This is a genomic window from Mucilaginibacter sp. P1_A3 (assembly GCF_056406855.1).
The window spans coordinates 613,237-626,480 of the sequence record NZ_JBFTZJ010000001.1; the positions used below are offsets into that span (position 1 = coordinate 613,237).

Below are 13,244 nucleotides of genomic sequence, written 5' to 3' on the forward strand. Positions count from 1 at the left end.
ACGTAAAATGAAAAAATACATAAAATGTCTTTTACTGCTATCCATTACTTTTTTATGCCGCAGCAGCTTGTTGCACGCACAAAACGTGGAATCATATTCATTGCAACAATTACAAGATTCTGCATTAAAGAATAACCACGTATTAGCAATAAAACAGTGGGAAATTAAAGAAAAGCAGGAGAAAACTAAAGAAGATGAAATCAAGAGGTATCCCGCACCTACCCTGAATGGTAACTATCAACACGTTTTCAATTTGGGAGAAATCACGATTCCTAAAGGCACGCTTGGGGAAACAAATAATGCGTCGTTTCCTAACACCGACCGAAGTTTTAATGTAGGTAAACACGAAAATTATGGCGCCGGATTATCGGTTTATCAGCCCATCACCCAGCAGGCCAAAATCAGCACTTTACTGAAAGCAGACAAGACGGACGAGATATTAACCGAAAAGGAAAAATTCAAAACGTCGTTGCAAATAAAGCAGGTCATAGTAAAGCTTTATTACGGAACGTTGATTTTACAAAAACAACTGGATGAAGCGGAGGTAAAGCTGGCCTTAGCTAGGTCAAAATATACAGATGTTGAAAATGCTCTATTAGCCGGTAAAACAACCCATGCAGATAAAGCAGGATTGCAGGCTAATATCGCCGACGAAGAACAAAACGTCTTAAAGATAAACATACAGATTCAGGATTATATAGGCGATCTGATTAACGTAACCGGTGTAAATGCGGGTTCATTGAAGCTTACAGAGATTGAGCCGGCTATTCAACAGGTAAATGGTTCGGAGGAGTATAAGAACGTAGCATCTAATTCAAACGCCGACCTGCAAATAGCTAACCTGAACAAATCGAAAGCTTTATTGGGAATAAAAGCAGCCAGGCAAAGTAATATACCGGATATCGGTTTGATTGGCGGCTATTCTTATGTATTCGGAAGTGCTATAGTACCTTCCAGTAACCCATATATAGGGGTGAATCTGAAGTGGAACCTGCAGGATATTTTTTCAAACAAAAAGGTAGTAAAACAGAGACAATTTCAGCTAAAGCAATCTGAAGAAAGGATTCTTAATACCCAACAGCAGGTAAATAATAATATCGAAAAGGCTTACAGGAAAATTAATCAGTCACGGGCGCTGATCACAGTGGCGCAAAAGGTGGTTTCCTACCAAAAGGAGGAACTAAAAATACAAGAAAATAGGCAGGTTGCCGGTCTTAATGTAAAAACTGATTTACTCAATACAAAGTCTTTCCTGGCAAAATCCGAGGCTGATAGGTATGCCGCACAGTTGTCTTATTTGATGGCAGTTTCTGATCTGCAAATCCTGATAGGCCAATAGGTCGGAATAAAAAAGTATCATCCTAAAGATAGAAAACGCTCCGCTAAAGGAGTTTTAAAAAAGAAAATCATATGAAAATAATAATCATTGGAGGAGGATTTGCGGGTCTCAATCTCGCAAATCAACTTGCCGGAAACCAATTAATTGATATTACGCTTGTCGATAAGAATAATTATCACCTTTTTCCACCGCTGCTTTACCAGGTGTCTACGGCTTTTATCGAAGCATCGAATATAAGTTACCCGTTTAGGAGAATGTTCCAATACAAAGAAAACCTTCGTTTTCACCTCGGTGAATTGAAAAACATTGTAGCATCAAGCAACAAAATTGAGACGTCGGATGGCGATTTATATTATGACTGTTTAATACTTGCAATGGGAACTGAGACCAATTATTTTGGTTTGGAGAATATAAAAAGGCATGCCTTGCCCATGAAGACCATTGATGATGCAATTCATCTTCGTAACCATTTATTGTTGAATGCCGAGAAAGCTGTGAGAACAAATGACCCGGTCGATAAGGTAAAACTGCAGAATATTGTTATTTCCGGAGGTGGGCCAACAGGTGTGGAAGTTTCCGGCATGTTGGCAGAAATGATTCATTCACTTGTTAATAAAGATTACCCTGAGCTTAAAAACACCAACGCCAATATTTATTTAATTAGTTCAGGAAATGCCTTGCTCGGTCCGATGAGCGCAAAATCGCAGGCAGAGGCTTATAAGGTATTAAATAAATTAGGTGTGCAGATAAAATTAAATACCGCCGTCAAGGACTATATTGATGGAGATATTTGCCTTTCCACAGGAGAATGCATCCCCGCCGCAACGTTGGTTTGGACATCTGGCGTTATCGCGCGACAAGCGCCCGGGCTTCCTGACACATCTACGGGCCGGGGCAAGCGAATTATAGTTGATGAATTTAACAGGGTAAAGGGCACACAAAATATTTTCGCAATCGGAGATCAATGCCTTCAAACAACAGATGTGGATTATCCGAACGGGCACCCGCAACTTGCACAGGTTGCTATTCAGCAAGGGATTCATCTCGCTTTAAATCTTAAGCTATTACAATCCGGGCAGGCATTAAAAGCATTCAAATATAAAAACAAAGGAAGTATGGCTATTATCTCGAAATACAAGGCTGTAGTTGATTTACCGAAGACCTTTTTTAAAGGATTGCCAGCTTGGTTTGTTTGGTTATTTGTTCATATCATCCCAATTGTGGGGTTCGGCAACAAAGCTAAACTGGCCTGCAATTGGTTCTGGAGTTTGATAACAAATGACCCCACCTTAAGATTAATCATCCGGCCCAAAAAGTGAATGAAATTAGATTTAACTGAATCTTGCAGTTTGGTTGCTTTCTTTAAGAAATGTTAAATCTTTTTTTTACAGCGATATAGACAGGCTAAACAAAAAAATCATGGAAACAATATTTGAATTTACACATACCATTATGTTCATCTGCATAATCATTATCATCTACCTTTCGGTAGGTGATAAAAGGAGATCTGGAAGGTACAATAATGAGCTGCTTGATATCGAAAGTAAAATCAATCCGGATCAATCGCATATTTTTATATCGCCTGGCTTCGAACCTGTTGTTTATATTTCTCAGATAGTATTTTAATAATTGATTACAGCGCTCGAATAGCTTCATAACTGCTGTAAGCGGTGGTCAGGCAAAGGATATCTCACATTAACAATCTATGTTTCCTTTTGCAAGCCAGGCGCATTTTAAGTGGTATAACCACGAGATCAATCCAAAAGTGTTATCGATGATATATGAATGCTAAAGTCAAATGAAGTAATGCCAGCTTTCAACCATGTTAATTCAGTTTTTTATTAAAGCCAACATTTCCAACCAATGGACATCCCAAAAAAAATAGCCGACAAAGTGCATACTCTTTTTAGCCGTTACGGCATTCGTTGCATTAGTATGGATGATATTGCATCTGATCTAAGGATCAGTAAAAAAACAATTTATCAATTTTACTCCAATAAAGATTCGTTGGTAGAGACATTTGTAGATACGGCAATAGATGAAAACATCTTTCGATGTAAAATTCTTGTTGAAAAAAGTGATGACGCCATTATTGAGTTGTATTTCTTGTTGGTATACGCAATGGAGCTTTACATTATTTTAAACCCTGCAATCGTTTACGACCTGAAAAAAAATCATGAATTGGCTTATGAAAAATTTAAAGGACACAAAACCCAGTTCATTCATCAAACCGTTAAAGCAAATATAGAACGTGGCGTAAAAACAGGTTTGTATCGCAAGGATTTTGATATTGATATAATAACGAGGTTTTTTCTCGAAAGCTTAGCCATCATATCAAATCCCGCGGCATTTCCCCCTACTCATCTTAAAAGGAAACCAGCAGATGAGTTATTTGCCTGCCTGATAAGTGGAATAGTAACCACAATCGGAATGGATGTTGTAAGCGCATATAAGAACCAGCGCGACATTATGTTTTTAAGTAATTATGAAGACCGGCCTTTTTGGGACCATTAAACAAGTGAAATCATTCATTCTATGGATAAATTTATATACATATCGTTTCTTCTCATATTGAAGCTGAATCTTGCATTCGGACAGAGTGATTGGAAACTTAGTACTGAAAAGGACGGAATAAGAGTATACACCAGCATAGTGCCTGATTCAAAGATCAAAGCTGTAAGGGTGGGATGCTATTTAAACGCGACTGCATCCCAGTTGGTGGCCTTATTAATGGATGTGAAGACAAGCCCTGATTGGGAATATCATACAAAATCTTGTGTACTGCTAAAACAAGTATCATCGACGGAACTTTACTATTACTCGGAAATCAGTTTACCCTGGCCCGCCGAGAACCGGGATTTTGTTGCTCATTTAATCATTACTCAAAATCCGGATACTAAAGTGGTTACTGTTGAGGGTCCCACTGTGCCGGGTTTTGTCCCGGTAAAAAAGAGCATTGTCAGGGTTGTTAATTCCAGCGGAAAATGGATAATTACGCCAGTCGGGGCTGATCAGTTAAAAGTTGAGTATATGATACATGTAGATCCGGGAGGCTCCGTGCCGGCATGGCTGGTCAATATGTTTGCAACAGAAGGCCCATTAAAATTTTTCAAGAGCCTGAAAATACAATTGCGAAAGCCGGCATATCAAAACGTTGTTATTGCATCTATTGAAAATTAGCTGATTTTTTGCCAATGCAATTTAATAACATTGCAGTATTAGAATAGGCCCCTAAACTTTATTCTTTTCATCGAAAAATCGTCATTCTTAAGGAAACCAAACTTGAAAATAAAAAACCATCTCCCATTAAATGGAGATGGTTCTATTTGGAGGCTTTAAAGTCATAAGCGTCTATATCTGGATAATCCGTGGCCGTTGTCTTTATAATCTAAAATAGCATTCTTTCATCAATCAGCCAATCTTCAAATCAAAAGGCATTTTTCGCAGACGCTTACCTGTTGCCGCAAAAATGGCATTAGCTAATGCAGGCGCAAAGGGAGGAATCCCCGGTTCTCCAACACCCTTTATCCTGCCGCCATCGGCCAGTATATGCACCTCTACAGGTGGAGCTTCATTTATACGCGGCACCGGATTATCGTAAAAATTACTTTGCTCTACTACGCCATTCTTAAAAGTTATACGGGGTTTAGTGGCAGCAGAAAGTGCCATTATCACAGCACCCTCCACCTGGTTTTTTACGTTGTCTGGGTTTACCACAATACCCAGATCAATGAGGGCGATAACCCTGTCAATTTTAATTGATTTGCTTACAGCGTTGTAGGTCACTTCTACTACATATCCCAGTTGGCAGCCAAAAAATTTCCACTGGGCTACTCCCCTGCCTTTATCCACCGGTAACGGCTTATCCCAATTTGATAGTTCCTTTAATTTTTGTAACAGCTTATAAGTATCCGAGGAGGGCGCAACCATATTTAAACGAAATTCCATGGGGTCTTTCCCGGCCTTATAGGCCATTTCATCTACAAAGGACTCATGGGGAAAGCAAATCGTTGAACTGACCACTGACCGAAATGCTGCTCCGGGAATATGGGAGTCTGTTTTAACATAAGATGTTTTGAGGTTAGGTATCTCGTAGTCCTGGGCGCCTATACCCTCCACCATACTCCCATCGAGCCTGGTCTTATTAAAAGTTTTGAATAGGGACTCGTGAAAATTAGGCCCGATCACTTTGTGCCGGAAGCCAGCAATTTGCCATCTTCACCAAGAGTTCCACTCATTTTGGAAAAGGTCATCATTCGCCATGCACCTTGCCTTGTACAATCTTCTCGCGACCACAACGTTTTAACCGGCCGATCAACCAGTTTGGCTACGTTTACGGCTTCTACAATATAATCGTAGTACAGGCGCCTGCCGTAACCACCACCAATAAACATATTGTGGTACTTTACATTATCTGGCTTAAAACCGGTAAGCGCAGGTACATCATTGTCGCCAGAGCCTGTTATTAGATTAGGAACCTGGTTGGATGACCATATCTCTACTTTATCTCCGGTGACCTGTGCCACGCAAACCATGGGTTCAAGTGTATGGTGGGCTATTACAGGTGTTTCATAATTCGCATCAATCGTATTTTGAGCGGAGGTTTTAACGGCGTCTATTGCCCCGATATTCTTATCTATCATGCCTTCTTCATCGGCGTGTTTCCATAAATATTGATCGTAATCGGCCGAGTTATAAGTTTCAAAACCTTTGGTATCCCATTCAATCTTTAGTTTTTTACGAGCCTGCATCGCCGTCCAGTATGAATTAGCGATAACTGCCACACCAATAAAACTATAGATGCCTACAATCCGCTCTACTTTATCTACTTTGATAACGCCTGACATTTTTAGCGCCTCGCTTGCATCGAAGCTTTTTAATGTTCCACCGATAACGGGGCATCGCTCCACAGTTGCATAAACCATATCCGGTACTTGAACATCTATACCGAATATCGCAGAGCCATTTGTTTTCATAGGTACATCCGGGCGATGAGCTTGTTTCCCTATAATTTTAAAATCTTTAGGGTCTTTAAGTTTAGGATCTTTAGGCAGTTCTATCTTTGACGCTTCTTCAAGCAAATCGCCATAGGCCGTTGATCTTTGCGTAAGCCGGTGAAATATCTTGCCATTCTCCGCATAGCAGTCAGCTTCATTTACTTGCCATTTGGTACTCGCTGCAGTAATAAAAACCGCTTTGGCTGCGGCGCCTACTTTCCTCATTTCGTTGTAGCTGCCACGCACAGAAGTGCTGCCCCCGGCGCGCTGGCCATTCCCAAATTCCTTTTCCCCGCCGGTATTTTTTATAATGACCTGATCAAGCGAAACTTCAAATTCTTCAGCGATCAACGCGGGTATGGATTGAAAAGTACCCTGCCCCATTTCGGGCTTAGTGTTAAATAGGGTAATCTGCCCATTAGGTTCGATGAGTATAAAAGGCGTAAAGTTTTTGGCTACAGCTATTGCCGAAACCTTACTTGTTTCACCTTTTGCCGTAAGGCCAAGCCATAAAGCCACCCCAAAGGTACTTGTGCTCTTTATAAAATGACGTCTTGATATTTCGTTCATCGTTTTATCATTTAGGTTTATTGCCTCCTTGTGGTCACGCTTGTCAATACTGCCCTACCGGCATCGGCTTCCGTTTTGCCTATTTTAATTTCCTGTATAGCCAGCATTTCTTTAAGCTGCGGTTCAGTTAAGCCGGTGTGCATGGCGATTGACAAATGCCCGGATAACTGGGAATCGACCCCGCCAAGGCTAACCAGCGCAGAAACCGTAGTTAATTCACGTTCCTGATCGGTAAGTACGCCACGTCCAAAAACATCTGCAAAAAGGTGCTCTTTTAGTAAGGTATCAATAGCCGGTAAAAACGCCGCATAACCTCTTTTGGGCTCGATTTCGGGACGACCGGTGAGCCGTTCTAATATTTTTTTACCAGATGCATATTTGTCGGCAGCGGGTGGCGCAATAAGAGGGGCAGTTCCTTCAGGGTCATTGACGCCTTTCGCTTTCCTTTCGTTCAATACCGCAATAAATGTGTTGATGCCGTTAAGACTGCGCGGGAAACCGCAATAGGCATACAGGTGTATCATTATCTCTTTGATCTCATTCACCGTCATCCCGGCATCCAGTCCATCATTCATGGCATTCTTCAGGCCAGTAAGGTTACCCTTTGCTGTAAGTGCTGAGATAGCAACGATACTTTTCTGTTTGTTATTCAATATTATATTTGTTTGTGCTTTCACCTTATTCAAGCTTATCAATATTAAAAGGAGCAAGATTGTTTTTTTCATAAGTCTGATTTGTTTTATTGATTAGGTTGATGCTATCGTTTAGGGGCGTAAGCTCTCGTGTGAAAATGGCATCCTTTTCGTCCCCCTTAACCTGCTTGGCTGGTTGGTCGGAACAGAATCTCGTTGATATCCACTTCTTCAGGCTGGCTCATAGCAAATACAACACATCTTGCAAATGAATCCGCAGGAATGGCGAAAGCATCATAGAACTGTTTAATGCCTGCTGCTACATCAGGCTCGGTTACACTGTCGGACAACTCCGTTGCAACAGCACCTGGTGAAATGATTGTTGTACGGATATTGTAAGGTTTAACTTCCTGACGCAAGCCTTCGGAAATAACACGAACCGCTGTTTTTGTTGCCGAATAAACAGCACCACCCGGATTTACCTTGTGCCCGGCTACAGATGAAACGTTAATGATCTGTCCTGATTTTTGCGCTTTCATGTAGGGCAACGCAGCAGCAATACCATACAATACGCCTTTTAAATTCACATCGATCATCTGATCCCAGTCATCAATCTTCAATCGTTCCAGTGGAGAATGGGGCATCAGGCCAGCATTATTGATGATCACATCAATGCGTCCGTATTTTTCCACTGTGGTATCAACGAGTTTCTTGACCTGTGCTGCATCTTTAACATCAGTTGCTAAGGCCATAGCCCGGCCGCCCTTATTATTAATTTCATTTGCTAAGGCATCAATGCGGTCGGCCCGGCGTGCACCAAGTACTACGGTCGCGCCTTCGGCAGATAACATTTTGGCAGTAGCTTCACCTAAGCCACTACTTGCACCTGTGATAACAACTACTTTTCCTTCTATATTTTTCATTTAAATAAATTTAACCTTTCTATGTTTTTAACTGATACAAAGTTCCTGATGATTTTTTCCTCATTTGGTATACAGATTACTGAAAAGACTACCAAATTCACCGATTTATAAGATTACAATAGGTAATACTCTAATGATCAGGTAAATTTGATTCATTGTTTTAAAGTTTTGATATGGATGATATGCTGAAATTTGATACTGTTGCTGAGTATAATGCTTTCAACAATCAGGAAACGCTGAACCCGCTTGTTAGTGTAGTCGATCTTTCAAAGGCAGCCCCCAGAGCATCCCGCAGGTTGTGCTATGGTTTTTATACAGTTTTTTTGAAGCAGATCCGGTGCGGTGATCTAAGATACGGACTTAAAAATTATGACTACCAGGAAGGTACGCTTATCTTTTTGGCGCCGGGCCAGGCTATAGGAGAAAACAACCCCGAGATGTTTTATCAGCCGCAGGGGCTTGCCTTGGTATTTCATCCTGATCTGATCCTCGGAACTTCCCTTGGGCGCCACATGAGTGATTATTCCTTTTTCTCATATGATGTGCATGAAGCGCTCCATATATCAGAACAGGAACGACAGATTGTTTTAGATTGCTTCTCAAAAATTTCATTTGAGTTAAAGCATGGCTATGACAAACATACCAAGAAACTGATTGCATCGAACATTGAACTATTTCTTGATTATTGTATTCGTTTTTATGACCGCCAGTTCCTCACCCGCGACATCGTGCACAGAGGAATTATTGAACGTTTTGAAAGCTTACTGAACGAGTATTTTCAATCGGGCAAGGCACAAGACATGGGCCTTCCGAATGTAGCCTATTGCGCAGAAAAATTGGGTTTATCTGCAAACTACTTTGGCGACCTTATTAAAAAAGAAACCGGAAAAACCGCATTGGAATTTATTCAATTAAAGATCATGGACGTGGCCAAGAATAAGATTTTTGATCCCAACAAAACCATCAATGAAATTGCTTTTGAACTGGGATTTAAATACCCTCAGCATTTCAGTCGTTTATTTAAACAACGCGTGGGCTATACACCAAATGAATACCGAACTTTGAATTGATTGCGGTTCATAGCAATCAATTCACTCTTTAACATAAAAGTGCTAAATAACATATTCAACCTGCCGGGGATATTCCAATCATAGGGCCTTTGGGCAGGTGATGGCTAAAGATCACAGTAAGGCAGAACAAAAACTGCTGCAACTGGCCGAAAACCAAGGTATCATTTTGCCCGCTGCCGTCGTAAGCAATGGATAGTACCCTACCTTGCCTCTTATTTTTCCTTTTAAATCAACACTTTTCGACTTTTTAATTCGCTTTACTGCTTGCACTAATTCTTCACCCTCCCCTGCTCGGCATCGGCGCCGGTTTGCTCTTTTTTACGCTGCCCAGCTACAGCTTTGCCAAAACGGAAACTGAGGGTTAATAAGGCCGACCGGGTATCGCCGTGGTTGGTATAAGTGGCATCTGTTAGGTACAGGTTATTGATGGCTCCCCGGTTTATGTTAGTATACAAAATATCATTCACACTAAATTTAAGGGCTACCTTAGGCGATAGGTTCTTAGATACCGCTGCATTTAACGCGCCCTTGCCGCCTGTAACAAACTGGGCATTGGTAATGCTGCTTTGGTAATTACCATCCAGCTGCAGGTTAAAGCCATTTTGTAGTTTAAACTGTAAAATACCCTGGCCGTATACAAATGTGCCTTTGGTATCCAGCACGCCGGTGTAAAAATTACTGCGCGAGTGGATACGGGTTACTTCGGCATTTATTTGTACGCTCAACCATTTTGCCGGCTCAAAGTCTCCATCTACAGAAAAACTGCTAACCGTTTTGTGGCCTATATTACCGGGGCGGCTGTAATAAATGCCGTTTACTATCTGGATAGTTTCATCGGCATCATTCTTTGTGTCACTGTAGCTGAGGGTACCGGTAATATGGTTTTTAAAAATATAAGCTAACTCAATTTTATTGGCGAACGATGGCTGTAGATATGGGTTACCCACGTAATAGGTAAACTTATCAAACGGGGTAACAAAAGGATTCAGGTCCTGGTAATACGGTCTGTCAATGCGGCGGCCGTAATTTAGCTGTACCTGGTTATCGCCCAGGCTATCCAGCTTGTATTGTATAAACATTGTGGGGAACAGATCGGTATAGGTCCGGTTAAAGGACGAGTCGGGCTTCATAACGTTGCCCAGCTGATGCCCGTTTGAGCCTGTATTTTCCAGCCTTAAACCAGCCTGAATACTCAGCCTTTTAAAATCCCTGTTCAGGTTAAGGTAAGCGGCGTTAATATGTTCCTTGTAATTAAAATGGTTGGTTTTATCATAATCGGGCGTGGCATTGCCGTTTGCAGTATTAAAATAATTGGCTATGTTATCAGTTTGGGTATAGCTGGCTTTTAAGCCGGCTTCCAGTTTCAGGCCATTACCCAGGGGATGACCGTAGTCTGCCTTGGCCGATACAATTTTAATATTTGATGGTAGGCTCCCGTTTAAGCTACTTTGGCTTATCAATGCACCACTGGGCAAAAAGGTTTCATTATCAAAATCCTGTTTGTTGGTGGTGGCATAGTTAAGATAATCCAGATTGGCAGTAATATCCGGACCGTCTTTTTTAAACTCGTGCCTGTAATTCAGGTTTAGGGCGGTATTTTTAAAGCTTCCTTTTTCGGTATTTTTTGAAACAACGCTTGAATCAAGCTGACCAGCTGCATTTAACAGGTTGCCCGTGCCTGTGCTTGGCAAATAAGGATAACGGGCTAAGCCGGTCATCGCTATGCCATAGGTTGTATTTGGTGTTGCGTAATAATCGGCGCCAATGGTAAGCTTGCCACCATGCCCCTGCCGGCGGTTATAGGTATCCTGGTTGAAAATACCTGTAGTTTCGCCGCTGGTATTTTTATATCGCCTAAAGATGGCTACATCGGCATAGCTGTTACGCACGATGTAAGCCAGGTTACCAAACAAGTTCAGTTTATTTTTGCGGTAATTGAAGTTAAGGCTGTTATTGGTGCGGGTGTAGTGGGTTTGGCCAACACTTAGGCTTAGCCCCAGGTTGAAGCCTTTAAGCTGTGTTTTTTTTGTTTTTATATTGATAACCCCTGCATTGCCCGCCGCGTCATATTTCGCCGGCGGGTTGGTCATGATTTCTATTTGCTGCAGGCTTGATGATGGCAGGGCACGTAAATAATCGGCGAGAGCGGCGCCCGATAAATAAGTTGGCTTATCATCCATAAAGATAGCTACTCCCTGCTGCCCTTTAAGGCTGATAGTCCCGTTTTGATCAACCAGCACCCCCGGCGATTTTTCCAATACATCAAGCGCGGTTGCACCAGCGTTACTGATAAGCGCATCGACATTCAAAACCGTGCGGTCTATCTTGTGCTCAATATATGATTTTTGGCTTGTGATGCTTACTTCTTTCAGCGCCACCTGGCCGGTTTGCAATACGATATCTTTTAATACAACAGGCGGTTGTTCCTGATTGATGGTTATGATGTCGCTTTTATATTTATTATACCCCATAGCGGTTACCACCACCCGGTAAGCTCCACCTTTAACGCCGTCAAAAACAAAATGTCCACCGGCATCAACCAGCTCATATTTCAGGGTGACCGAATCTTTGGCATCGCTTAAAATTACAGTAGCGCCACTGGCGGGCTTTTGGTCAGCATACAATACCCTACCTGTTATTTTACCTGTTGCTGTTTGGGCATTTACAAAAATCGGGGCAATAGTTATCCATATGGTTAAAATAACCATGATCAGTTTTTTCATTTCGATAAGATTAAAGGGGTTGTTACGAGCTCAAACCTACTCCGGCTTAATTACAGTTTTACTTAACTGCTGGCAAAGGTTTTTGAGTCGCGATAAGGATGCTGCAGAATTGGTGTTTTTATCAACTTTAACCAGCAGCCATCCGGCAGAGGCTTTGATATAAAAGTTACTGCTATCGGCCAGGTTGATTTTCGTATTCACATCATCGGAATTTTTGAATACGATTACCGGCTTTAAAGTCTCATTAAAATAAGCCTCTACCTTTTTAGCCTGACCGCGATTGTAGGAAGCCTCCAGTTTAAATAGTTTAGGGGTTTCGGTTATTTTAATATCGGTACGGCCGCCGTTATCGGCAATAGTAAATGCCAGGCATATAGTAAGGGATATAATACCGGCTATAAGTAAAAAATAAAACGATTTCATGGTTGATAATTTTTGAGGGTTGATTAATTAAAGGGCATAGCTTTCCCTGTGCCCAAGGTGCAGACGTTTAAATTTTGCAGCTGTCTTAACTCTTGATTCTTAACTCTTGACTCTATTTGCCTCTCGCAGTTTACAGCCTTTTTAACAGGAAGTAATATCCCAGGAAACCCAGGGCGATGCTAAATATCATCACGGTGGCGGCATACAGTCCCGATGGCATATAAAAGCTTACAACTGTAAGACCGATAGCAATGGCGGTTAATATGGCAAACCATTTAAGCGAGTTCTCTTTGCCTTTTTGGTTTGCAGGTAGTAATTGGGCAATTACACCTTCGGCAACGCCTTTTTCAACAATGGTGCGTTTTAACCTGTCGTCTAAAAATAGCTTGATGAGTGTGAGTACGAACGAGGAGGCCAGGAAAACGAGAATAATGATCACTATGCTGTGCATCATCTCAAAAAAAGCCTGCTCGTTTGTAAAGGGATCAAATACGGTTTGGGCATTGGCAGTAATACCTGCTAACATTAGGAATATGATGGTGGCTGATTTTTTCATGTTGCTGTTTT

At 41.5% G+C, this 13,244-nt stretch carries 13 protein-coding genes; 6 read left to right on the forward strand and 7 right to left on the reverse strand.

Annotation, left to right across the window (positions count from 1 at the left end; translation table 11 throughout):
- The first annotated feature begins 7 nt into the window (after positions 1–7).
- The 5 genes from AC1D0K_RS02480 to AC1D0K_RS02500 all read left to right on the forward strand — a co-directional run bounded on the left by AC1D0K_RS02480 (position 8) and on the right by AC1D0K_RS02500 (position 4,519).
- Entirely contained in the window at positions 8–1,339 is a 1,332-nt protein-coding gene (locus AC1D0K_RS02480) for a TolC family protein (RefSeq protein WP_477393029.1), read from the forward strand.
- Positions 1,340–1,410: 71 nt separating this feature from the next.
- A complete protein-coding gene (locus tag AC1D0K_RS02485) occupies positions 1,411–2,658 on the forward strand; it encodes an NAD(P)/FAD-dependent oxidoreductase (RefSeq protein WP_477393031.1) in 1,248 nt (415 codons plus the stop codon).
- A gap of 100 nt (positions 2,659–2,758) precedes the next feature.
- Positions 2,759–2,965: a hypothetical protein gene (locus AC1D0K_RS02490; RefSeq protein ID WP_477393033.1), complete on the forward strand. Its 207-nt coding sequence runs from the start codon at positions 2,759–2,761 to the stop codon at positions 2,963–2,965.
- A 237-nt stretch (positions 2,966–3,202) separates the two neighbouring features.
- Positions 3,203–3,853 carry a TetR/AcrR family transcriptional regulator gene (locus AC1D0K_RS02495; RefSeq protein WP_477393035.1) on the forward strand — a complete coding sequence of 217 codons (651 nt, stop codon included), beginning with the start codon at positions 3,203–3,205 and terminating at the stop codon, positions 3,851–3,853.
- Between the two features lie 21 nt (positions 3,854–3,874).
- On the forward strand, positions 3,875–4,519 hold the full coding sequence (locus tag AC1D0K_RS02500; RefSeq protein WP_477393037.1) for an START domain-containing protein: 645 nt from the start codon (positions 3,875–3,877) through the stop codon (positions 4,517–4,519).
- A gap of 231 nt (positions 4,520–4,750) precedes the next feature.
- Here AC1D0K_RS02500 and AC1D0K_RS02505 read toward each other — a convergent pair whose 3' ends face one another.
- From AC1D0K_RS02505 to AC1D0K_RS02520, 4 genes are all read right to left on the reverse strand, one after another.
- On the reverse strand, positions 4,751–5,461 hold the full coding sequence (locus AC1D0K_RS02505) for a molybdopterin cofactor-binding domain-containing protein (protein WP_477393039.1): 711 nt from the start codon (positions 5,459–5,461) through the stop codon (positions 4,751–4,753).
- A 62-nt stretch (positions 5,462–5,523) separates the two neighbouring features.
- Positions 5,524–6,906 (reverse strand): xanthine dehydrogenase family protein molybdopterin-binding subunit, encoded by a 1,383-nt coding sequence (locus AC1D0K_RS02510; RefSeq protein ID WP_477393041.1) that lies wholly within the window; start codon positions 6,904–6,906, stop codon positions 5,524–5,526.
- A gap of 17 nt (positions 6,907–6,923) precedes the next feature.
- On the reverse strand, positions 6,924–7,631 hold the full coding sequence (locus AC1D0K_RS02515; RefSeq protein ID WP_295720139.1) for a carboxymuconolactone decarboxylase family protein: 708 nt from the start codon (positions 7,629–7,631) through the stop codon (positions 6,924–6,926).
- A gap of 86 nt (positions 7,632–7,717) precedes the next feature.
- Entirely contained in the window at positions 7,718–8,461 is a 744-nt protein-coding gene (locus tag AC1D0K_RS02520) for an SDR family oxidoreductase (protein WP_477393043.1), read from the reverse strand.
- Positions 8,462–8,634: 173 nt separating this feature from the next.
- On the opposite strand from AC1D0K_RS02520, the gene AC1D0K_RS02525 reads away from it, so the two are divergent.
- A complete protein-coding gene (locus AC1D0K_RS02525) occupies positions 8,635–9,531 on the forward strand; it encodes a helix-turn-helix domain-containing protein (protein ID WP_477393045.1) in 897 nt (298 codons plus the stop codon).
- Between the two features lie 269 nt (positions 9,532–9,800).
- Here AC1D0K_RS02525 and AC1D0K_RS02530 read toward each other — a convergent pair whose 3' ends face one another.
- The 3 genes from AC1D0K_RS02530 to AC1D0K_RS02540 all read right to left on the reverse strand — a co-directional run bounded on the left by AC1D0K_RS02530 (position 9,801) and on the right by AC1D0K_RS02540 (position 13,233).
- Positions 9,801–12,254, reverse strand: coding sequence for an outer membrane beta-barrel protein (locus AC1D0K_RS02530; RefSeq protein ID WP_477393047.1), 2,454 nt, complete (start codon positions 12,252–12,254; stop codon positions 9,801–9,803).
- Positions 12,255–12,290: 36 nt separating this feature from the next.
- Entirely contained in the window at positions 12,291–12,677 is a 387-nt protein-coding gene (locus AC1D0K_RS02535) for a hypothetical protein (RefSeq protein WP_477393049.1), read from the reverse strand.
- 130 nt (positions 12,678–12,807) lie between these two features.
- Positions 12,808–13,233 (reverse strand): hypothetical protein, encoded by a 426-nt coding sequence (locus AC1D0K_RS02540; RefSeq protein ID WP_295720130.1) that lies wholly within the window; start codon positions 13,231–13,233, stop codon positions 12,808–12,810.
- Positions 13,234–13,244: the final 11 nt, after the last annotated feature.

Coding starts and splice junctions, on each gene's coding strand:
- AC1D0K_RS02480 (WP_477393029.1), top strand. CDS start 8: ATGAAAAAATACATAAAATGTCTTTTACTGCTATCCATTACTTTTTTA.
- AC1D0K_RS02485 (WP_477393031.1), top strand. CDS start 1,411: ATGAAAATAATAATCATTGGAGGAGGATTTGCGGGTCTCAATCTCGCA.
- AC1D0K_RS02490 (WP_477393033.1), top strand. CDS start 2,759: ATGGAAACAATATTTGAATTTACACATACCATTATGTTCATCTGCATA.
- AC1D0K_RS02495 (WP_477393035.1), top strand. CDS start 3,203: ATGGACATCCCAAAAAAAATAGCCGACAAAGTGCATACTCTTTTTAGC.
- AC1D0K_RS02500 (WP_477393037.1), top strand. CDS start 3,875: ATGGATAAATTTATATACATATCGTTTCTTCTCATATTGAAGCTGAAT.
- AC1D0K_RS02505 (WP_477393039.1), bottom strand. CDS start 5,461: ATGGTGGAGGGTATAGGCGCCCAGGACTACGAGATACCTAACCTCAAA.
- AC1D0K_RS02510 (WP_477393041.1), bottom strand. CDS start 6,906: ATGAACGAAATATCAAGACGTCATTTTATAAAGAGCACAAGTACCTTT.
- AC1D0K_RS02515 (WP_295720139.1), bottom strand. CDS start 7,631: ATGAAAAAAACAATCTTGCTCCTTTTAATATTGATAAGCTTGAATAAG.
- AC1D0K_RS02520 (WP_477393043.1), bottom strand. CDS start 8,461: ATGAAAAATATAGAAGGAAAAGTAGTTGTTATCACAGGTGCAAGTAGT.
- AC1D0K_RS02525 (WP_477393045.1), top strand. CDS start 8,635: ATGGATGATATGCTGAAATTTGATACTGTTGCTGAGTATAATGCTTTC.
- AC1D0K_RS02530 (WP_477393047.1), bottom strand. CDS start 12,254: ATGAAAAAACTGATCATGGTTATTTTAACCATATGGATAACTATTGCC.
- AC1D0K_RS02535 (WP_477393049.1), bottom strand. CDS start 12,677: ATGAAATCGTTTTATTTTTTACTTATAGCCGGTATTATATCCCTTACT.
- AC1D0K_RS02540 (WP_295720130.1), bottom strand. CDS start 13,233: ATGAAAAAATCAGCCACCATCATATTCCTAATGTTAGCAGGTATTACT.